The organism is Pseudomonas sp. MUP55, from assembly GCF_034043515.1.
Lineage (GTDB): Bacteria > Pseudomonadota > Gammaproteobacteria > Pseudomonadales > Pseudomonadaceae > Aquipseudomonas.
Window position 1 is genome coordinate 4819890 of sequence record NZ_CP138214.1, and the last position, 20837, is coordinate 4840726.

General features: G+C 60.2%; 23 protein-coding genes. 1 reads left to right on the plus strand and 22 read right to left on the minus strand.

Annotated features, from left to right (window positions below; translation table 11 throughout):
• Nucleotides 1-48 precede the first annotated feature (48 nt).
• The 21 genes from SC318_RS21695 to trmJ form a co-directional block, all read right to left on the minus strand.
• On the minus strand, nucleotides 49-840 hold the full coding sequence (locus tag SC318_RS21695) for an amidohydrolase (protein WP_320428405.1): 792 nt from the start codon (nucleotides 838-840) through the stop codon (nucleotides 49-51).
• The gene (locus SC318_RS21700) at nucleotides 828-1976 is read right to left on the minus strand and encodes a pyridoxal phosphate-dependent aminotransferase (RefSeq protein WP_320428406.1); all 1149 of its coding nucleotides are present in this window, start codon (nucleotides 1974-1976) and stop codon (nucleotides 828-830) included. Before SC318_RS21700 ends, SC318_RS21695 begins: the two co-directional genes overlap by 13 nt.
• A 193-nt stretch (nucleotides 1977-2169) precedes the next feature.
• Nucleotides 2170-3639, minus strand: coding sequence for a ribosome biogenesis GTPase Der (gene der / locus SC318_RS21705; protein ID WP_320428407.1), 1470 nt, complete (start codon nucleotides 3637-3639; stop codon nucleotides 2170-2172).
• Between the two features lie 274 nt (nucleotides 3640-3913).
• Complete coding sequence (gene bamB / locus SC318_RS21710) at nucleotides 3914-5065, minus strand: outer membrane protein assembly factor BamB (RefSeq protein WP_320428408.1); 1152 nt, start codon at nucleotides 5063-5065, stop codon at nucleotides 3914-3916.
• Nucleotides 5058-5699 (minus strand): YfgM family protein, encoded by a 642-nt coding sequence (locus tag SC318_RS21715; protein WP_124388098.1) that lies wholly within the window; start codon nucleotides 5697-5699, stop codon nucleotides 5058-5060. The genes bamB and SC318_RS21715 overlap by 8 nt, the downstream gene beginning before the upstream one ends.
• A 41-nt stretch (nucleotides 5700-5740) precedes the next feature.
• Nucleotides 5741-7030, minus strand: a complete 1290-nt coding sequence (gene hisS / locus SC318_RS21720) for a histidine--tRNA ligase (RefSeq protein ID WP_306494524.1) — start codon at nucleotides 7028-7030, stop codon at nucleotides 5741-5743.
• A 23-nt stretch (nucleotides 7031-7053) separates the two neighbouring features.
• Nucleotides 7054-8163 carry a flavodoxin-dependent (E)-4-hydroxy-3-methylbut-2-enyl-diphosphate synthase gene (gene ispG / locus SC318_RS21725; protein ID WP_003175952.1) on the minus strand — a complete coding sequence of 370 codons (1110 nt, stop codon included), beginning with the start codon at nucleotides 8161-8163 and terminating at the stop codon, nucleotides 7054-7056.
• Between the two features lie 2 nt (nucleotides 8164-8165).
• Nucleotides 8166-9146: a RodZ domain-containing protein gene (locus SC318_RS21730; protein ID WP_320428409.1), complete on the minus strand. Its 981-nt coding sequence runs from the start codon at nucleotides 9144-9146 to the stop codon at nucleotides 8166-8168.
• Nucleotides 9146-9904 (minus strand): type IV pilus biogenesis/stability protein PilW, encoded by a 759-nt coding sequence (gene pilW / locus SC318_RS21735; protein WP_320428410.1) that lies wholly within the window; start codon nucleotides 9902-9904, stop codon nucleotides 9146-9148. Before pilW ends, SC318_RS21730 begins: the two co-directional genes overlap by 1 nt.
• A gap of 12 nt (nucleotides 9905-9916) precedes the next feature.
• Nucleotides 9917-11065 (minus strand): dual-specificity RNA methyltransferase RlmN, encoded by a 1149-nt coding sequence (gene rlmN, locus SC318_RS21740; RefSeq protein WP_320428411.1) that lies wholly within the window; start codon nucleotides 11063-11065, stop codon nucleotides 9917-9919.
• A 29-nt stretch (nucleotides 11066-11094) separates the two neighbouring features.
• Nucleotides 11095-11520: a nucleoside-diphosphate kinase gene (gene ndk, locus SC318_RS21745; RefSeq protein ID WP_003175956.1), complete on the minus strand. Its 426-nt coding sequence runs from the start codon at nucleotides 11518-11520 to the stop codon at nucleotides 11095-11097.
• Nucleotides 11521-11612: 92 nt separating this feature from the next.
• Nucleotides 11613-11813 (minus strand): Fe-S cluster assembly protein IscX, encoded by a 201-nt coding sequence (gene iscX / locus SC318_RS21750; RefSeq protein ID WP_032879605.1) that lies wholly within the window; start codon nucleotides 11811-11813, stop codon nucleotides 11613-11615.
• Between the two features lie 14 nt (nucleotides 11814-11827).
• Nucleotides 11828-12169 carry an ISC system 2Fe-2S type ferredoxin gene (gene fdx / locus SC318_RS21755; RefSeq protein ID WP_003175958.1) on the minus strand — a complete coding sequence of 114 codons (342 nt, stop codon included), beginning with the start codon at nucleotides 12167-12169 and terminating at the stop codon, nucleotides 11828-11830.
• Nucleotides 12170-12172: 3 nt separating this feature from the next.
• Nucleotides 12173-14035: a Fe-S protein assembly chaperone HscA gene (hscA, locus tag SC318_RS21760; protein WP_320428412.1), complete on the minus strand. Its 1863-nt coding sequence runs from the start codon at nucleotides 14033-14035 to the stop codon at nucleotides 12173-12175.
• Between the two features lie 51 nt (nucleotides 14036-14086).
• Nucleotides 14087-14608, minus strand: a complete 522-nt coding sequence (gene hscB, locus SC318_RS21765; RefSeq protein WP_320428413.1) for a co-chaperone HscB — start codon at nucleotides 14606-14608, stop codon at nucleotides 14087-14089.
• Between the two features lie 8 nt (nucleotides 14609-14616).
• Nucleotides 14617-14940 (minus strand): iron-sulfur cluster assembly protein IscA, encoded by a 324-nt coding sequence (gene iscA, locus SC318_RS21770; RefSeq protein WP_003175963.1) that lies wholly within the window; start codon nucleotides 14938-14940, stop codon nucleotides 14617-14619.
• Between the two features lie 28 nt (nucleotides 14941-14968).
• The gene (gene iscU / locus SC318_RS21775; protein ID WP_034100437.1) at nucleotides 14969-15355 is read right to left on the minus strand and encodes a Fe-S cluster assembly scaffold IscU; all 387 of its coding nucleotides are present in this window, start codon (nucleotides 15353-15355) and stop codon (nucleotides 14969-14971) included.
• Between the two features lie 99 nt (nucleotides 15356-15454).
• On the minus strand, nucleotides 15455-16669 hold the full coding sequence (locus SC318_RS21780; protein WP_191952396.1) for an IscS subfamily cysteine desulfurase: 1215 nt from the start codon (nucleotides 16667-16669) through the stop codon (nucleotides 15455-15457).
• A 50-nt stretch (nucleotides 16670-16719) separates the two neighbouring features.
• The gene (gene iscR, locus SC318_RS21785; protein ID WP_003194020.1) at nucleotides 16720-17211 is read right to left on the minus strand and encodes a Fe-S cluster assembly transcriptional regulator IscR; all 492 of its coding nucleotides are present in this window, start codon (nucleotides 17209-17211) and stop codon (nucleotides 16720-16722) included.
• A 302-nt stretch (nucleotides 17212-17513) separates the two neighbouring features.
• Nucleotides 17514-18296: a serine O-acetyltransferase gene (gene cysE, locus SC318_RS21790; RefSeq protein WP_124388105.1), complete on the minus strand. Its 783-nt coding sequence runs from the start codon at nucleotides 18294-18296 to the stop codon at nucleotides 17514-17516.
• Nucleotides 18297-18298: 2 nt separating this feature from the next.
• Nucleotides 18299-19069, minus strand: coding sequence for a tRNA (cytosine(32)/uridine(32)-2'-O)-methyltransferase TrmJ (gene trmJ / locus SC318_RS21795; RefSeq protein WP_320428414.1), 771 nt, complete (start codon nucleotides 19067-19069; stop codon nucleotides 18299-18301).
• 145 nt (nucleotides 19070-19214) lie between these two features.
• On the opposite strand from trmJ, the gene suhB reads away from it, so the two are divergent.
• The gene (gene suhB, locus SC318_RS21800) at nucleotides 19215-20030 is read left to right on the plus strand and encodes a type III secretion system regulator SuhB (RefSeq protein WP_003175971.1); all 816 of its coding nucleotides are present in this window, start codon (nucleotides 19215-19217) and stop codon (nucleotides 20028-20030) included.
• A gap of 210 nt (nucleotides 20031-20240) precedes the next feature.
• Here the strand turns inward: suhB and SC318_RS21805 are convergent, their stop codons facing one another.
• Complete coding sequence (locus SC318_RS21805; RefSeq protein WP_005791197.1) at nucleotides 20241-20783, minus strand: glycine zipper 2TM domain-containing protein; 543 nt, start codon at nucleotides 20781-20783, stop codon at nucleotides 20241-20243.
• Nucleotides 20784-20837: the final 54 nt, after the last annotated feature.

The window sequence follows — 20837 nt, forward strand, 5'->3', positions numbered from 1 at the left end:
GGTATGCATTCCAAATGTGGGAGGGGGCTTGCCCCCGATGACGGTACGTCAGGTAAATTGAAAGCTATCGGCATCCAGGTTCGCCGGAAAACGGGTGCGATACGCCGCCAGTTCAGCCGCATCCAGCCTCACCTGAAACACCCCATCCGCCTCCCCCGCACTCAGCAAGGTCTCGCCCTGGAAGTCCAGCACCTGGCTGTCCCCGGTATAGGCAAAACCCTTCCCATCCGTGCCCACCCGGTTCACGGCGGCTACATAGCACAGGTTCTCGATGGCCCGCGCAGGCAACAGTCGATTCCAATGCTGACGCCGTGCGCCCGGCCAGTTGGCGGTATACAGCAAAAGATCAGTGTCCTGGGCATCACGGCTCCACACCGGGAAGCGCAAGTCGTAGCAAATCAACGGACGAATACGCCAACCGTTCAACTCGAACTGCACCTGACGTTCGCCGGGGGTGTAGTGATCGTGCTCACCGGCCATGCGGAACAGGTGGCGCTTGTCGTAATGCAACACCTCGGCGTCCGGCCGCGCCCACAGCAGGCGGTTACGGTGACTGCCGTCCGCTGCCTGGATGATGACGCTGCCCGTGATCACGGCGTTGTATTTCGCGGCCTGGGCCTTGAGCCAACGGTGAGTCGGGCCGTTTTCCGGTTCGGCAAGCGAAGCTGATTCCATGGAAAAACCAGTGGTGAACATCTCCGGCAATACGATCAGGTCGGCGCCCTTGGCCTGCTCCAACAGCAGCTCGAAATGTTCGAGATTGGCCTGGCGGTCGTGCCACGCCAGGGTGGTCTGGACCAAGGCAATGTTCAGGTCAGGCAAAGCACTCAGATCCCGCATAGTTTTTCCGCCGCTTGTTGCAGCGTCTCCTCGCGTTTGGCAAAGCACAGGCGCACCAGGCGCTGGCCTTGGGGCGGGTCGCGGTAGAACACAGAGATGGGAATCGACGCCACGCCGTGTTCGCGAGTCATCCATTCGGACATGGCGACATCATCCAGGTCCGGGCGAATCCGGGAATAATCCACCAATTGAAAGTAAGTCCCCGCCGACGGGCTGAAGCTGAACCGCGACGGCGCCAGCAACCGGCAGAACAGGTCGCGCTTGGCTTGGTAGAACGCCGGCAGCGCACCCACGTGCTCCGGGTGCTCTGCCATGAAATCGGCCAGCGCGTACTGCAAGGGCGTCACGCCACAGAAACTGACGTACTGATGCACTTTGCGCAGCTCGGCAGTGAGGGCTGGCGGCGCAACCACATAGCCGGTTTTCCAGCCCGTGACGTGATAAGTCTTGCCGAACGAGCTGACCACGAACGCACGCGGGTACAGCTCCTCGTGGGCGAGCACGCTGACGTGGGGCACGCCGTCGAACACCAGGTGTTCGTACACTTCATCGCTGAGCAGATAGATATCGCGCCCGCGAATCAGCTCGGCCAGTTGGTCCAGCTCCTCACGACTGACCAGCGCGCCGCTGGGATTGTGCGGGGTATTGAGCACGATCATGCGCGTGCGTGGCGACAGCGCGGCCTCGATGCGCTCGAAGTCCAGGCTGAAATCCTGCAAGCCTAACTGCACATGCACGCAGCGCCCGCCGGCCAGCTCTACCGAGGGCGCGTAGCTGTCGTAGCAAGGGTCGAAGATGATCACCTCGTCACCGCTGCGGATAACAGCCTGGATAGCGCAGAAAATGCCCTGGGTAGCGCCGGGCGTAATGGTGACCTCAAGGTCGGCATCGACGCTGACACCGTAGCTGTGGGCAATCTTCGCCACCACTTGCTGACGCAGCGCGGGCAAACCGCTCATCGGTGCGTATTGGTTATGGCCGTTGGCGACGTGCCGACCCACTGCGTCGAGCAAGTCTTGAGGGCCATTGAAGTCAGGAAAACCCTGGGACAGGTTGATTGCGCCGGTTTCGGCCGCCAACTGCGACATGCTGGTGAAGATGGTGGTGCCGACATTCGGCAGCTTGCTGGTGATCATGGGAGCCCCCTTCGGGTGAGCCCAAGTTTTAAGCTGCAAGCTGCAAGGAGGTCAAGGGGCAAACCGCCAGGCACAAAAAAGGGCTCTGAATGAGCCCTTTTTTGTGCCTGGCGGTTTGAGCTGCAAGCTGTCAGCCGCAAGCCGCAAGCAAACCTGCTTCAGCTTGCAGCTTGTCGCTTGGAACTTGCCGCTGCTACTTCTTATCCCTGCGCTTCTTGTCGGCCTTCTTGTGGTGAGTCATCAAACGACGCTTCTTGTTCACCTGACGGTCGGTCAGTGTGTTCTTGTTGCCTTCGTATGGGTTCTCACCACCCTTGAACTCGATACGGATCGGCGTGCCGACCAGTTTCAAGACACGGCGGTAGGTGTTTTCAAGGTAACGCACATAGGACTTGGGCACCTTCTCGATCTGGTTACCGTGGATCACGATAATCGGCGGGTTGGCACCACCCAAGTGGGCGTAACGCAGTTTGATGCGGCGGTTGTTGACCATCGGCGGCGCGTGCTCGCCAACCGCGTCTTCCAGGATCTGGGTTAGACGGTTGGTCGGCCAGCGGGTAACCGCCGACTTGAACGAGTTCTGTACCGACGCGTAGAGGTTGCCCACGCCAGTGCCGTGCAGTGCCGAGATAAAGTGGATATCGGCGAACTCAACGAAGAACAGGCGACGCTGCAGCTCGATCTTGACGAAATCGCGCTCGCTTGGCGTCATGCCGTCCCACTTGTTGATCGCGATCACCAGGGCACGACCGGCTTCCAGGGCGAAGCCCAGCAGGTTCAGGTCGTGGTCAACCACGCCTTCGCGGGCGTCCATCACGAAGATCACCACGTTGGCGTCTTTGATCGCCTGCAGGGTTTTCACCACGGAGAATTTTTCAACTTCCTCGTGGATCTTGCCGCGCTTGCGCACACCGGCGGTGTCGATCAGCGTGTACTTCTCGTCGTTGCGCTCGAACGGGATGTAGATGCTGTCGCGCGTGGTGCCGGGTTGGTCGTAGACGATGACCCGGTCTTCACCGAGCATGCGGTTGACCAGGGTCGACTTGCCGACGTTAGGGCGGCCGATGATGGCGATCTTGATCCCGTCTTTTTCGCTCGGGCCAGGAATGCGCTTGGCTTCCTCGCCTTCGGCGACGATCTCTTCTTCACCCTCTTCTTCTTCGGCGTCATCCCTGGGGAAACTGCTCAGGGCAATTTCCAGCATCTGGGTGATGCCGCGACCGTGGGCACCGGCGATCGGGATCGCGTCGCCCAGGCCCATCGGGCTGAATTCGGCGCGGGCCTGCTCAGGATCGATGTTGTCGATCTTGTTGGCGATCAGGTAGGAACGCTTGTTGCGCTTGCGCAGGTGCTCGCCAATCATCTGGTCGGCAGCGGTGTAGCCCGCACGGGCGTCCACCAGGAACAACACGACATCGGCTTCTTCAATGGCCAGCAGCGACTGCTCGGCCATCTTTTCGTCCATGCCATGTTCGTCACCGGAGATACCACCGGTGTCGACAATAATGTAGGAGCGCCCTTGCCACTTTGCCTCACCGTATTGGCGATCACGGGTAAGACCGGACAAGTCGCCGACGATGGCGTCGCGAGTCCTGGTCAGGCGGTTGAACAAGGTGGACTTGCCGACGTTAGGTCGGCCCACCAGGGCGATTACGGGAACCATGCGGCTCTCCACTTCGTTATTTCAGAAAATACAAAAGCCGCTGCGGGGCAGCGGCTGGTGCTCGACTGTAGGAGCGAGCTTGTCGTGGCGAGGGAGCTTGCTCCCGCTGGGCTGCGTAGCAGCCCCAAAACCATTCGACCGAGATGCATCAGATGCACCTGTTTGACAGGTTTGGGAGCGCTTCGCACTCCAGCGGGAGCAAGCTCCCTCACCACATGACGCTCGCTCCTACAGGTTGAAGCTGCCTGGGGAGTTTAGTCCCCAGGCATCGTTCTTACTTGATGGTCAGGGCTTCCAGCTTGCCGCTGTTGCCATACACATAAAGCATGTTACCTACCACCAGCGGACGCGCACGCAGGCCGTCGCTGTCAATACGCTCGCGACCTACAAAGCGACCGTCCACCTGGCTCAGCAGGTGCAGGTAACCTTCGAAGTCACCGACCGCTACGTAGCTGGAGAAGACTTCCGGTGCCGACAGTTGGCGGCGAGCCAGGGAATCGTTGCTCCACAGCGCAGTGGTGGAACGCTCGTCGACACTTTCAACGGTGCCGGACGCCAGGCTTACGTAGACGCTGCCAAACCCTTGGGCGACACCGGCGTAGCTGGAAGCATCACGCTGCCAGTTGACCCGACCGCTCTGCAGATCCAGCGCCGCAACACGGCCCTGGTAGGTGGCGACGTAGAGGGTCTCGCCGGACAGCAACAGGCCGCCGTCGATGTCCACCACGCGATCCAGCTCGGAACGACCTTGCGGGATTGCCACGCGGGCTTCCCAGACCGGCACGCCGTTCTGGGTATTCAGGGCGACCACTTTACCGGTCGACAGCCCGGCAACGGCCAGATTGTTGGTCACAATCGGACCACTGGTACCGCGCAAGGTCAGCACCGCTGGGGTGCTGTCGTACAACCAGCGCTGGTTGCCGGTGGCGGCGTCCAGACCGATCACACGGTCATCCTGGGTCTGCACCACGACGATATCGCCGTTGGTGGCAGGCGGTGCGAGGACTTCACTGGTCACGCGAGCGCGCCATTTCTCTTCACCGGTGCTGGAATCCAGGGCCACGACCTCACCCTTGAGGGTGCCGAGCATGACCATGCCGTAACCCACGCCTACGGCGCCGGAAACTGGCAATTCCAGGTCTTTCTTCCACTTCACGTCACCGTTCATGCGATCCATGGAGGTCACGATGCCGGTTACGTCAGCCGCCACAATGTTGTCACCGTCGATCGCCGGTACCAGCATGTTGTAGGTTTCGCCCTGACCGTCACCGATGGAGCGGCTCCACTGCTTCTGCAGGACCACTTCTTCCTTGAAGCTGGTCAGCTCCGCAGGCGGCAGTTCTTTTTTACTGTTGCTGCTGCAACCCGCGGCCAGAACGGCCAGAGCCAGCAATGCTGCATGTTTCCAACGGATCACGTCACGCATCCCCTTTGGCCAAGTCGTCCAGCTTGATTTGTAAGCCACCGACCGCCGCTTCATCAGACAGCGCCGCCTTGGCTTTTTGGTACGCAGCATTGGCTTCGTCGGTACGACCCAATTGGACCAACAGGTCGCCCTTGAGCTCTTCGCGAGTGGCTACAAATGCCTTGTCAGCATCGCCGTCGAGCAGTTTGAGTGCTTCGTCAGCCTTGTTCTGTGCCGCCAATACCTGTGCCAGGCGCTGACGTGCGATTTCACCCAGGGTCGGGTTGGTCGGCTTGTCGGCGATGGCCTTGAGCTCGGTGGCTGCATCATCCAGCTTGCCGGTGTCGACCGCGACTTTCGCGACGAACAGGCTGCCGTACTGGGCGTAGGTAGTGCCGCCAAATTCGTTCTTCAGCTTGCCGGCCAGGTCTGCCACTTGAGCAGGGTCCGGCTTGCCGTCCGGCGTCAGGGTAGTTTCCAGCAATTGCTGATAAACGATCGAGGCGCCCTGGGACTGGTTGGCCTGATACTTGGTCCAGGCTTGCCAGCCGAACACCACCACTAAAGCCAGCAGACCGCCAGTAACCAGGGGCTTGCCGTTACGCTGCCACCAGTCCTTGAACTCGGCCAGTTGCTCATCATCAGTACTCGACACCCCAATACTCCTTAATCGCTAAATTCGGCTGTTCGACAGCTTCAACCCTGCACGACGCAGGTGGCCAGGTGCGCAGCGAGCGCATCAAAGGCAATGTTCTGTTGTTCGCCCTGGCCACGCAGGGGTTTGAAACCTATCACTTGCTGGGCCAACTCGTCATCGCCGAGGATCAACGCATACAACGCGCCGCTCTTGTCGGCCTTCTTGAACTGGCTCTTGAAGCTACCCGCACCGGCATTGATCTGCAGGCGCAGGTTCGGCAGTTGGTCACGCACTTTTTCGCTCAGGGCCAAGGCAGCCAGTTCGGCGGCCTCGCCAAACGCACAAAGATACACGTCCACCTGACGGGAAATCTCTTGCGGCACCTGCTCCAGGGTTTCCAGCAGCAGGATCAGCCGCTCGATGCCCATGGCGAAACCCACGCCCGCAGTGGGCTTGCCGCCCATCTGCTCGACCAGGCCGTCATAACGACCACCGGCACATACCGTGCCCTGGGCGCCGAGTTTGTCGGTGACCCACTCGAACACGGTCTTGCTGTAGTAATCGAGGCCGCGTACCAGCTTGGGGTTGATCACATACGGAATACCCGCTGCATCCAGGCGAGCCTTGAGGCCCTCGAAGTGCGTGCGGGATTCTTCGTCCAGGTAGTCGGCCATTTTCGGCGCGTCGACCAGTACAGCCTGGGTGTCGGCGTTCTTGGTATCCAGCACGCGCAGCGGGTTGGTCTTCAGGCGACGCTGGCTGTCTTCGTCCAGTTTATCCAGGTGAGCAGACAGGTACTCGACAAGGGCGACCCGGTAGCGGCCACGGGACTCGCTGGTGCCCAGGCTGTTGAGTTCGAGCTTGACCGCGTCGCGGATGCCCAGCTCGCCCCACAGGCGCCAGGTCAGCACGATCAGTTCGGCGTCAATGTCCGGCCCGTCCAGGTTGAAGACTTCGCAACCGATCTGGTGGAACTGGCGATAACGACCTTTCTGCGGACGCTCGTGGCGGAACATCGGGCCGATGTACCACAACTTCTGGGTCTGGCCGCCACCGGTGATGCCATGCTCCAGCACAGCGCGAACGCACGCGGCGGTACCTTCCGGACGCAGGGTCAGGGAGTCGCCGTTACGGTCTTCAAAGGTGTACATCTCTTTTTCGACGATGTCGGTCACTTCACCGATGGAGCGCTTGAACAGCTCGGTGAACTCGACGATCGGCATGCGAATCTGCTTGTAACCGTAGTTATCCAGCAGGCGCGCGACAGTGCTCTCGAAGTAACGCCACAGTGGCGTCTGCTCCGGCAGGATGTCGTTCATGCCACGAATGGCTTGCAGAGACTTGCTCACATCAAATCCTTAAATTCGTTCAATCAGCCGCGAGCGATCAGCGCTGCGTCAGCGGCGACCTTTTCGGCCGCTTTCTCGCGGATCAGCTTTTCCAGCTCATCCACCAGATTGTCATTCGTCAATTTCTGCGACGGTTTGCCGTCGATGTAAATCAGATTCGGGGTACCGCCGGTCAAACCCACATGCGCCTCTTTGGCCTCGCCCGGACCGTTGACCACGCAACCGATCACCGCGACATCAAGCGGCACCAGCAGGTCTTCCAGGCGCAACTCCAGGTCGTTCATGGTTTTCACCACGTCGAAGTTCTGCCGCGAACAGCTCGGGCAGGCAATGAAGTTGATGCCACGGGAACGCAAACGCAGGGATTTGAGAATGTCGTAGCCGACCTTCACTTCCTCTACGGGGTCTGCCGCCAGGGAGATGCGGATGGTATCGCCAATCCCTTCGGCGAGCAGCATACCGAGACCCACCGCAGATTTCACTGTGCCTGAGCGTAAACCGCCCGCTTCAGTGATACCCAGGTGCAACGGCTGCACGATTTCCTTGGCCAGCAGGCGGTAGGCTTCTACGGCCATGAACACGTCGGAAGCCTTTACGCTGACCTTGAAGTCCTGAAAATTCAGGCGTTCCAGGTGTTCAACGTGGCGCAGTGCCGACTCGACCAGCGCCGCCGGGGTAGGCTCGCCGTATTTCTTTTGCAGGTCTTTTTCCAGCGAGCCGGCGTTGACGCCGATGCGGATCGGAATCCCGCGATCACGGGCCGCATCGACCACAGCGCGCACACGGTCTTCGCGACCGATGTTGCCCGGGTTGATGCGCAGGCAGTCCACACCCAGTTCGGCTACGCGCAGCGCGATCTTGTAGTCGAAGTGAATGTCGGCAACCAGGGGCACCTTGACCAATTGCTTGATGCGGCCGAACGCTTCGGCGGCGTCCATGTCCGGTACGGAAACCCGCACGATGTCCACGCCAGCCGCTTCCAGACGATTGATCTGGGCAACGGTGGCGGCCACGTCATTGGTGTCGCTGTTGGTCATGCTCTGCACCGCGATGGGGGCATCGCCGCCCACCGGCACCGAGCCGACCCAGATCTTGCGCGATACGCGACGTTTGATTGGAGATTCGCCGTGCATGACTATTGTCCCAACTTGAGGCGAGCTGTCTCGCCACTGGTGAACGGCGCCACGTCCACAGGCTGGCCGTTATAGGCCACTTGCGCGCCACGGGCGAAGCCCAGACGCAGCGTCAAAGGAGGCTTGCCGCCCTGGTCCAGAGTATCTCCCTTACGCTTGAGACCGCTAAACAGCACTTTGCCATTGCCATCGGTGACTTGCGTCCAGCAGTCAGCGACGAAGGTGATCTGTACGCGCCCGTCACCGGCGATCAACGCTGGGGTGGTGGGCGGTGAGATGGCTGGCGCCGTCGGTGCGGCCGGCGCTGGAGCCTGTACCGGAGCGGCCGCTGCTGGGGCCTGGGCGACTGGCGCTGCAGGAGCCGGAGCGGGCACGGCCGCAGTCGCGGCGGGTGCGCTGCCGGCTTGCGGAGCAGGCTGTTCAGCGGTGGCCGGCGCTTCTGGCGCGGCCTGGCCTTCAGCAACGGCCTGGTCTTCCGGCTCATCCAGCGGATGAATCTGGGTGGTACCGTCGGCGCTTTCGACTTCGACGTGTTCCAGAGCATTGCTGGTCAGGTCTTTATTGCGCTGGGTGGTCTGGTCTTGCCACCAGACAAAGCCACCACCGATCACGGCAATCAGCAGCAACAGGCTGACAATGCGCAAGATCGTGTGGGAAACCCGCGTGGGCTCTTCGATACGGCCGAGGCCATGGACATTGCTGCCCTGGGAGTCGGTGCCGGTGAACTCGTCGAACGCCTGGACCAGCACGGTCTGGTCGATCCCCAGCAATTTGGCATAGGCGCGGATATAGCCGCGGGCAAAGGTGTGCCCAGGCAGCTTGTCGAACGCGCCAGCCTCCAGGTTGGCCAGGGAGGTGGTGGTCAAATTGAGCTTGAGCGCCACTTCGGCCAGCGACCAACCATTGCTTTCGCGGGCCTGACGCAAGGTCTCGCCTGGGTTGACGCGATTAGCTGCTACAACTTCCGGGTGCGCGGCTTTCATCATTGCTCCGACAGGTATTGCTGATATTCCGGCGTACCGGGATAGAGTCGTTCGAGTTGCTGGCCAAAACGTGCGGCTGTGGCCGGTTCTTCATGAACCGTCGCCAGACGCACACCAAGTAACAAGCTACGTGCATTGTGCCCGCTGAGCTGGCTGAAACGCTCGTAATAGTCGCGTGCCGGCACATAATGCCTATCTTCGTAAGACAACTCAGCCATTTCAAGCAACGCGCGTGGCTGGCGAGCGTTCAGGAGCAGGGCTTTTTCCAGCTGCTGGCGCGCAAGTTCGCGTTGGCCCAGGTGGATCGAAGCCACCCCCAGGTTCTCGAAAACGCGCGAGCGCTCAGGATAAAGGGTATCGGTGCTGGCTTGCCGGAAATAACCGGCGGCCTGTTCATAACGTTTCTGCTCGAACAGGAAACTGCCGTAGTTATTCAGTAAACGCGCGTCACCAGGACGGGACGCCAGCGCCTTGATGAAATACCGATCAGCCAACTCGGGCTCGGCCTGCGCCTTGAACACCAGCGCCAGCGCGGCATTGGCATCAGCATCGTCGGCATCCAGTTCCAGGGCTTTCTTCAAGGGCACCTTGGCCTGCTCGCTCATGCCTTGTTGCAGATAGCCCAGGCCCAGTTGCACATAGGCCACTCGCGCCGCTTCACGACCCTTGCCGGTTTGCAACGGGCTCTCGTGGCCCGATGAAACACAACCGGTCGCCAGACCGGTAACAAGCAACAGCAGCGCAAGGCGCAAGGGCATAGAGGTCCTCTCTCAGGTTCGGTTTGCAGCGCTTTGCGGGCCATCGTCGGCGGCGCTCAACTCACGCACGGCGATGTAGCGCTCACTGCGACGGGTGCGATCCAGCACCTGCCCTACCAATTGGCCACAGGCGGCGTCGATGTCTTCGCCGCGGGTCGTGCGGACAGTGACGTTGTAGCCGGCCTGGTGCAGTTGATCCTGGAAACGGCGGATGGCGTTGTTGCTCGGCCGCTCGTAGCCAGAATGCGGAAACGGGTTGAACGGAATCAGGTTGATCTTGCATGGGGTGTTCTTGAGCAGCTCGATCATCTCCACGGCATGCTCGACCTTGTCGTTGATGTCCTTGAGCATGGTGTACTCGATGGTCAGCACGCGCTTCTCACCCAGGGTGGCCATATAACGCTGGCAGGATTCGAGCAGCATCTTAAGCGGATACTTCTTGTTGATCGGCACCAATTGGTTACGCAATGCGTCATTCGGTGCGTGCAGCGACAACGCCAGGGAAACGTCGATGTGCTTGGCCAACTCATCGATCATCGGTACCACGCCGGAGGTCGACAGGGTCACACGGCGCTTGGAGATGCCGTAGCCCAGGTCGTCCATCATCAGGTGCATGGCCGCAATCACGTTGTCGAAGTTCAGCAGCGGCTCACCCATGCCCATCATCACCACGTTGGTGATGGCACGGTCGACGGTCGCCGGGACGCTGCCAAAGGATTTGTTGGCAATCCACACCTGGCCGATGACTTCGGCGGCGGTGAGGTTGCTGTTGAAGCCTTGCTTGCCGGTGGAGCAGAAACTGCAGTCCAGGGCACAGCCTGCCTGGGACGAAACGCACAAGGTGCCGCGCTTGCCCTGGGGAATGTACACGGTCTCGACGCAGCTGCCGGACGCCACGCGCACCACCCACTTACGGGTGCCGTCGCTGGAGATGTCCTCGCTGACCACTTCGGGACCACGGACCTCGGCAATGGCCTTGAGCTTGTCGCGCAGGGCCTTGCTGACGTTCGTCATGGCGTCGAAATCGTCGACGCCAAAGTGGTGAATCCATTTCATTACCTGACCGGCACGGAAACGCTTCTCCCCGATTGAGTCGAAGAATTTCTCCATTTCCGGCTGAGTCAGACCCAGCAGGTTGGTTTTAACAGTCGATGTAGTCATGGATTCACCCTCACTCTTTAAGCCGATGCTTAGCGAGCGGTTACTTCAGTAGCGGCGAAGAAGTACGAGATTTCGCGAGCAGCAGCGGCTTCGGAGTCCGAACCGTGTACAGCGTTGGCGTCGATGGACTCAGCGAAGTCAGCACGGATGGTGCCGGCAGCCGCTTCTTTAGGGTTGGTAGCGCCCATCAGCTCACGGTTCAGAGCGATAGCGTTTTCGCCTTCCAGAACCTGAACAACAACAGGACCGGAGATCATGAAGGCAACCAGGTCGCCGAAGAAGCCACGAGCGCTGTGCTCAGCGTAGAAGCCTTCAGCTTCAGCCTTGGACAGTTGCTTGAGTTTCGAAGCTACAACCTTCAGGCCGGCTTTTTCGAAACGAGTGGTGATCTCGCCGATGACGTTTTTTGCAACAGCGTCAGGCTTGATGATGGAGAAAGTACGTTGAACAGCCATGGTGTAACTCCAGAAACGGTAATTTACGAAAAATTAAACCCGCGAATTATACGCGGGTTATTGGGTATTGCCTAACTGCGTAAAAAGGCGGCTCAGTCTGCTTCTTCGATCCACAGGCCTTGAATCGCCTCCAGGACCTTTTCGCCACCCCGATCAGGGATGTCGTCGAAATCCGGCAGTGCCATTACGAGGTTGCGCAGCTTGACGAAGTTCACTGTCAGAGGATTGACCTCAGGGTGAGCTTCGGCAAGTTGTATAGCGATTTCTTGTACATCAACCCATTTCAGGCTCATGACAGTTCCTTGAATCAATGCGGCGCTTCGGCCGCATGGTTGAGCGAATATTTCGGGATTTCGACCGTGATGTCTTCAGTGCCGACCTTTGCCTGACAGCTTAGGCGAGAAGTCGCCTCCAGGCCCCAGGCGCGGTCGAGAAAATCCTCTTCCAGTTCGTCCGCTTCCTCGAGGGAGTTGAAGCCCTCGCGGATGATGCAGTGGCAGGTGGTGCAGGCACACACACCGCCGCAGGCGCTTTCGATCTCGATATGGTTGTCATGGGCAACTTCGAGGATGGACTTGCCGGTCTCAGCCTCAACAACCATACCGTCCGGGCAATGCTCGGCGTGTGGCAGAAAAATGACCTGCGGCATCAGTTATTCCTCAATTTCATTCAGGTTGCGACCCGCCAGGGCGGCTTTTACCGTCTGGTCCATACGGCGGGCGGCAAAGGCATCGGTGACTTGTGACAGGCGCTTGGTCTGTTGCTCGATGGCATAACCATCGTTGCCCTTCATGAGCTCGGCCAGTTCCTGCATCTGCAGGTCAATGACCATGCGCTCTTCGGCGTCCAACAGGCGCTCGCCGTCGGCATCAAGCGCGCCCTGCACCGCTTCGAGCAGGCGCTGGGCGTCGACTTGCTGCTCACGCAGCACGCGGGCGACCTTGTCATCGCCGGCATACTGGAACGAGTCCTTGAGCATCTTGGCGATTTCACCGTCAGTCAGCCCATAGGACGGCTTGACCTGGATACTGGCCTCGACGCCCGAACCCAGTTCACGGGCAGCCACGCTGAGCAGGCCATCGGCGTCGACCTGGAAGGTCACGCGAATCTTCGCCGCACCCGCAACCATGGCTGGGATACCGCGCAATTCGAAGCGCGCCAGGGAGCGACAGTCGCTGATCAGCTCGCGCTCGCCTTGCAGCACATGAATCATCATGGCCGTCTGGCCGTCTTTATAGGTGGTGAAGTCCTGGGCACGCGCGACAGGGATGGTGGTGTTGCGCGGAATCACCTTCTCCATCAGGCCGCCCATGGTTTCCAGCCCCAGGGACAACGGGATCACGTCGAGCAACAGCAATTCGCCGCCATCGCGCTTGTTGCCAGCCAGGGTATCGGCCTGGATCGCGGCACCGATGGCCACCACTTGATCCGGGTCGATTTCAGTCAGCGGCTGGCGCCCAAAGGCTTCGGCCACGGCTTCACGAACGCGCGGAACGCGGGTGGAGCCGCCCACCATGACCACAGCACCGACCTCTTCCAGCTCAATACCGGAATCACGCACGGCGCGGCGACAGGCTTTCAGGCTGCGGGCAACCATCGGCTCGATCAACGCATGGAAGGCTTCACGGGTCAGCTGGGCCGACCAGGTGCCGTAGGAAACTTCAACGGTTGCAGCATCCGTCAGCGCTTCCTTGGCAGCACAGGCGGTTTGCAGCAGGTTGCGCTGCGCACCTGGGTCCAGGTCGGCAGACAAGCCCGCACTGCTGATGATCCAGCCTGCGATGGCATGGTCGAAGTCGTCGCCGCCCAGGGCACTGTCGCCGCCGGTCGCCAGCACTTCAAAGACACCGCCGGTCAGGCGCAGGATCGAAATATCAAAGGTGCCGCCGCCCAGGTCGTAAATCGCGACCAGGCCTTCGGCATGCTGATCCAGACCATAAGCCACGGCAGCAGCGGTCGGTTCATTGAGCAAGCGCAGCACATTCAGGCCGGCAAGCTTTGCCGCATCTTTGGTGGCTTGGCGCTGAGCGTCATCGAAATAGGCCGGAACCGTGATCACCGCACCGACCAGTTCGCCACCCAAGGTCGTTTCCGCACGCTGGCGCAGCACCTTGAGGATATCGGCTGACACTTCCACCGGGCTTTTCGGGCCTTGGACGGTGTCGATGAATGGCATGTGGGATTCGCCGCCGACAAAGCGGTACGGCAGCTGGTCACCCAATTGCTTGACGTCGGACAACCCACGACCCATCAAGCGCTTGACCGACAACACGGTGTTCAATGGGTCGGTAGACGCCGCCAGCTTGGCAGACTCGCCCACTTCGATGCGGTCGGCGTGATAACGCACGGCGGATGGCAGGATCACCTGACCGTCGGCGTCGGGCAACGGCTCGGACAGGCCGCTGCGCACGGCAGCGACCAGGGAATTGGTGGTGCCCAGGTCAATCCCGACCGCCAGGCGACGCTGGTGCGGTTGAGGGCTTTGGCCGGGTTCGGCGATTTGCAGTAGAGCCATGGTAATCAGGTCTTATCTGTCTATCAGGCGTGCATCACGGGCAGCACTGGGTTAATCGTCGAGGCGCTCTTCTAGCTGGCGCACTTCGTAGGTGAGCTTGTCGAGAAACTGCATGCGCCGCATCAGGCGCTCGGCCTGCTCGCGCTGCGCTGCATCATCCCAACAGGCCGCGAAGCTTTCGTTGAGCTCATCCTGGGCGGTTTTCAGACGACGCTTGAACACCGCGACTCCGGCCACATCGGCTTCGTCCTGCAAGTCTTCGAGCTCTTCGCGCCACTGCATCTGCTGCAGCAGGAAGTCCGGATCGTGCACCGTGACCTCAAGCGGCAGCTCGCCACCGTTCATCGCGAGCAGGTAACGCGCGCGCTTGGGCGGACTCTTGAGCGTCTGATAGGCTTCGTTGAGGCTGGCTGACCGCTCCAGCGCCAGGCGTTGCTCACGCTCGGAAGCGTCAGCGAAGCGGTCCGGATGCACGCCGCGCGCCAATTCTCGGTAGCGCGTGGCAAGCTGCTCGAGGTCCAGCCGAAAGCTCGGTTGCAGCTCGAATAAAGCGAAATGACAAGGAGTACCCACAAGAAGCCTCAGATGTTGAAGCTTTCGCCGCAGCCACATTCACCGCGTACGTTGGGGTTGTTGAACTTGAAGCCTTCGTTCAACCCTTCCTTGACGAAATCGAGCTCGGTGCCGTCCAGGTAGGTCAGGCTTTTCGGGTCGATGATCACTTTCTCGCCGTGACTTTCGAACACCTGGTCTTCCGCCACCACCTCGTCGACAAACTCCAGCACGTAGGCAAGGCCGGAACAGCCCGTGGTGCGAACACCCAGACGAATCCCCTCACCTTTACCGCGCCCATTCAGGGAGCGGCGAATGTGCTGCGCAGCCGCTTCTGTCATGCTGATAGCCATCGTTGACTCCTTACTCGTCGCCAAATGCTTAGATCAAGCCTTTCTTCTGCTTGTAGTCGCGAACGGCCGCCTTGATGGCGTCTTCCGCGAGTACCGAGCAGTGAATTTTAACTGGCGGCAGGGCCAGTTCTTCGGCCAGCTGGGTGTTGCTGATGGTGACAGCCTCATCCAGGGTCTTGCCTTTCATCCATTCGGTCGCCAGGGAACTGGAGGCGATAGCCGAACCGCAGCCGTAAGTCTTGAACTTGGCGTCTTCGATAACGCCAGCGTCGTTGACCTTGATCTGCAGACGCATCACATCGCCGCACGCCGGAGCGCCAACCATGCCAGTGCCAACATCAGGATCTTGCGCGTCCATCTTGCCGACGTTGCGCGGGTTTTCGTAGTGGTCGATGACCTTTTCGCTGTAAGCCATGGTACTGATTCCTCACTCATCAGGGCCGCTCTGGAACCCTGTAGAAACGTCTGCGTTTTCCGCCACGTTCCTACAGAGCTTGGGTGGCGGCTTCTATATTTAGTGTGCCGCCCACTCGATCTTGGAGATATCGACACCGTCTTTGTACATGTCCCACAGCGGCGACAGAACGCGCAGCTTGTTGACGGCTTCGCAGACTTTCTGCGCGGCGTAGTCGACTTGCTCTTCAGTGGTGAAGCGGCCGAAGGTAAAGCGGATCGAGCTGTGTGCCAGTTCGTCGTTACGGCCCAGGGCGCGCAATACATACGAAGGCTCAAGGGACGCCGAGGTGCAGGCCGAACCGGACGATACCGCCAGGTCCTTGAGCGCCATGATCAGCGACTCGCCTTCGACGTAGTTGAAGCTCAAATTCAGGTTGTGCGGTACACGTGCAGTCATGCTGCCATTGATGTACAGCTCTTCAAGGTTCTCGACCTGCTTGTAGAAGCGATCGCTCAACGCCTTGATGCGCACGTTTTCGGCAGCCATGTCTTCCTTGGCTACGCGGAAGGCTTCGCCCATACCGACGATCTGGTGAGTCGCCAGGGTGCCGGAACGCATGCCGCGCTCGTGGCCGCCACCATGCATGGCGGCTTCGATACGCACGCGTGGCTTACGGCTCACGTACAGTGCGCCGATGCCTTTAGGGCCGTAGGTCTTGTGGGCCGAGAACGACATCAGGTCGACTTTCAGCTTGGACAGGTCGATCTCGACCTTGCCGGTGGACTGAGCGGCGTCGACGTGCAGCAGAATACCCTTGGAACGGGTCAGTTCGCCGATTGCTTCGATGTCGTTGATGGTGCCGATTTCGTTGTTCACGTGAATCACGGACACCAGGATAGTGTCATCACGCAGCGCGGCTTCGATCATGGCCGGGGTGACGATACCGTCGGTGGTCGGCTCGAGGTAGGTGACCTCAAAACCTTCACGCTCCAGTTGGCGCATGGTGTCGAGGACAGCCTTGTGCTCAATCTTGGTGGTGATCAGGTGCTTGCCCTTGGTCGCGTAGAAATGCGCCGCGCCCTTGATCGCCAGGTTGTCGGACTCGGTGGCACCGGAGGTCCAGACGATTTCGCGCGGGTCAGCACCCACCAGGTCGGCGACCTGGCGACGCGCGTTCTCGACCGCTTCCTCGGCTTTCCAGCCGAATACGTGGGAGCGGGAGGCCGGGTTGCCGAAGTTTCCGTCAACCAGCAGGCATTCGCTCATTTTTTGCGCGACACGCGGATCAACCGGGGTGGTCGCTGAGTAATCAAGGTAAATCGGCAATTTCATGGACTTTCTCCTAAATCAGGCTGGCTGGCGTGCCGTTAGCTCTGCGGCTGTCACTCGACGGCGGACGCTTCGATCTTGTCCAGACGCGGCGCCTTGGTGTTGCAACGGCGCTGGTCCTGACGCTGGGCTACTTCTTGCACCTCACGGCGAGTCACAAGATCAGCCAAGCTGATACCACTCAAAAACTCATGGATCTGCAGGCTCAAGTCACACCACAAGTGGTGCGTCAGGCAGGTGTCGCCGGCGTGGCAGTCACCCAGGCCCTGGCATTTGGTGGCATCGACGGATTCGTTGACCGCGTCGATCACCTGGGCCACCTGGATGCCCTGCATGTCGCGGGACAACTGATATCCACCACCCGGGCCCCGAACGCTGGACACCAGGTTGCTACGGCGCAATTTGGCGAACAGCTGCTCGAGGTAAGACAGGGAAATGCCTTGGCGCTCGGAGATATCGGCCAGGGACACCGGCCCAGTTTGCGCGTGCAAAGCCAGGTCGAGCATGGCAGTCACCGCGTATCGGCCTTTTGTAGTCAGTCTCATGGACAAGTACCAAGGTGTTTCAGAATGGGAGCAAGTATGCGATTCCCGAGTATTTAAGTCAACTATAAGACCTAGTACTTTAGTCAGGATTACCCGTAAAAAGGGCGCGCGAATCATAGCAGGACGGGGCGCAAGCGAACAGCAGGAACAGGACAGGGCAGGAATTCCCAGACCAATGAAGATCAAAATGTGGGAGGGGGCTTGCCCCCGATAGCGGTGGATCAGCCAAAACTATGGTGACTGACACTCTGCTATCGGTGGCAAGCCCCCTCCCACAGGGGATCTGTGGTGGTGACGAGAACTCAGCCGGCCTTGGTGGCGGCTTCGTCCTTGATCTGGGCGAAGTCTTCTTCGCGCAACTCAGGCAGCTCTTTTGCGCAGTAAGGACTGCCCAGGTCCTTCAGCGCGCCGCACATCCCGTCCAACTTGCCATCAACCGCTTGCAGGTGATCAAGCAGTTGACCAATGGCGCGAGCCACCGGGTCGGGCATGTCTTCGCTGACACCGTAAGCGTCGAAACCGATCTTCTCGGCCATGGCCTTGCGCTTGGCTTCCTGCTCGTCGCCAACTTCCGGCTTGACGATGATCCGTCCGGGAATGCCCACCACTGTGGCACCCGGCGGCACTGCCTTGGTGACCACGGCATTGGAACCCACCTTGGCCCCCGCGCCTACAGTGAACGGGCCGAGCACCTTGGCGCCCGCCCCCACCACTACGCCATCACCCAGCGTCGGGTGGCGCTTGCCTTTATTCCAGGTGGTACCGCCCAGGGTCACGCCCTGATAGAGCGTCACGTCATCGCCAATTTCGGCCGTCTCGCCAATCACGATGCCCATGCCGTGGTCGATAAAGAAGCGACGACCGACCTTGGCGCCCGGATGGATTTCGATCCCGGTCAACCAGCGCCCGAAGTTCGACACCAGGCGCGCCAGCCACTTCCAGCCCATGCCCCACAGGGCGCCGGACAAGCGGTGAATCCAGATCGCGTGCATGCCCGGGTAGCAGGTCAGCACTTCAAAGGCGTTGCGCGCCGCCGGGTCACGGTGGAAAACACTCTGGATATCTTCTCGCAAACGCTCGAACATTTTTAATCCTTCCGCTTAAGGAGCTCGCCACGGGCCGCTTTCTGGGTTTCCGTGAGGATGCCACGCAATATATTCATTTCTGCCCGGCTGACCGAGCTGCGTCCGAAAAGGCGACGCAGGCGCGCCATCAAGTGCCGTGGTTTTTCAGGATCGAGGAATTCGATGGCCACCAGGGTTTGCTCCAGGTGCTCATAGAATCGCTCCAGCTCGTCCATGGTGGCGAGCTCGCCACTTTTGGTCGATGCAACCTCCTCCTTTTCCATCTTGCTGGGCTGACCGGCAGCCGCCAGCCAGGCCATGCGCACTTCATACGTCAGCACCTGCACCGCCGCGCCGAGGTTCAGCGAACTGAACTCGGGGTCTGAGGGGATGTGCACGTGGTAGTGACATCGCTGCAGCTCTTCGTTGGTCAGGCCGGAGTCTTCACGGCCAAATACCAGGGCGATTTCTGCGCCACCGGCCGCCTCCTCCACCACTTTGGTGCCGCATTCACGCGGGTCCAGCAGCGGCCAGGGAATGCGACGATCACGGGCACTGGTGCCGAGCACCAGGTTGCAGCCGACCAGGGCGTCTTCCAGAGTGGCGACAACCTGGGCGTTTTCCAGGATGTCATTGGCGCCGGATGCGCGGGCATCGGCCTCGTGGTGCGGAAACACACGTGGCTCGACCAGCACCAGGCGTGTCAGCCCCATGTTTTTCATGGCTCGAGCTACCCCGCCGATGTTGCCGGGGTGGCTGGTATTGACCAGGACGACACGAATGTTTTGCAGCAAGGGAGGCGCTCTCGGACACGGGAAAGGGGTGCAAATCTTACAGAACCGCCCAAGGTTATGCCACGAAAGCTAACGTCGTCCTTCACCTGAAGAAAGTTTCTGCTAGAATGCCCGGCTTTCTTTAACAACCTTAGGTGACACATCCATGCAGCCCATGCTGAATATCGCGCTGCGCGCCGCCCGCAGCGCCAGTGAATTGATCTTCCGCTCTATCGAGCGCCTGGATACCATCAAGGTCGACGAAAAAGACGCCAAGGATTATGTATCCGAGGTGGATCGCGCCGCCGAACAGAAAATCATCGACGCTCTGCGCAAGGCCTACCCTACCCACGGCATCCTCGGTGAAGAAACCGGCCTGCACAAAGGTAGCGGCGAAGGCGAAGACTACCTGTGGATCATCGACCCACTGGATGGCACCACCAACTTCCTGCGCGGCATCCCGCACTTTGCCGTGAGCATCGCCTGCAAATACCGTGGCCGCCTGGAACACGCCGTTGTTCTGGACCCTGTTCGCCAGGAAGAATTCACCGCCAGCCGTGGCCGTGGCGCCCAGCTCAATGGCCGTCGCCTGCGCGTCAGCGGCCGCACCAGCCTGGATGGCGCCCTGCTGGGCACCGGCTTCCCGTTCCGTGACGATCAAATGGACAACCTGGAAAACTACCTGGGCATGTTCCGCGCCCTGGTCGGCCAGACCGCAGGCATCCGTCGCGCTGGCGCAGCGAGCCTGGACCTGGCTTATGTGGCTGCCGGTCGTTTCGACGCGTTCTGGGAGTCGGGCCTGTCCGAGTGGGACATGGCTGCAGGCGCCCTGCTGATCCAGGAAGCGGGCGGCCTGGTGAGCGACTTCACCGGCGGTCACGACTTCCTTGAAAAAGGCCACGTGGTTGCCGGCAACACCAAATGCTTCAAGGCAGTACTGACGGCGATCCAGCCGCACCTGCCGGCCTCGCTGAAGCGCTAAGCGAGCGAGCACAAAAAAGCACCCCGAGGGGTGCTTTTTTTATGCCTGGGCTTTTTGCTGTGCGCTGCGATCCCAGCCACACCACCCATCAAATGTGGGAGGGGGCTCGCCCCCGATGGCAGTGGATCAGCACCTGATCGGCTGACTGATACACCGCTATCGGGGGCAAGCCCCCTCCCACATTTTGAGCTGTATAGGCTTTTGAATCTGTTACTGCTGATTCTGACCGAGGATCAGACGACCTTCTTTGTCGACGGGAATCTGGCCGCCTGGATCACGCTCCATACGCACCGTGCCTTCCTTGCCGTCCAGGTTGTAACGCACGTCATAACCTACAACCTTGTCACTGATGTCGTTCACGGTGTTACAACGGGTCTGGGTAGTGGTGTAGGTATCACGGTTCTGCATACCTTCCTGAACCTTGTTACCCGCGTAACCACCACCAACCGCACCGGCTACCGTAGCCAGCTTCTTGCCGTTACCACCGCCGATCTGGTTACCCAGCAGGCCACCGGCAAGGGCACCTACCACGGTACCGGCGATTTGATGCTGATCCTGCACCGGACGCTGCCGGGTCACTGTGACGTCCTTGCAGACCTCACGCGGGGTTTTAATCTGGGTTTTCACCGGCTGTACCGCCAGCACTTGCGCATACTCAGGGCCGCTTTTTACCAGGCTGTAGGTGGCAACAGCACCCCCGGCAGTCACACCGACAGCACCCAATACCGCACCAACCAGCAACGACTTGTTCACGTTGAACCTCCTGACCATCACAAACGGATCGAAAGATCCGCGCTATACCCAGCC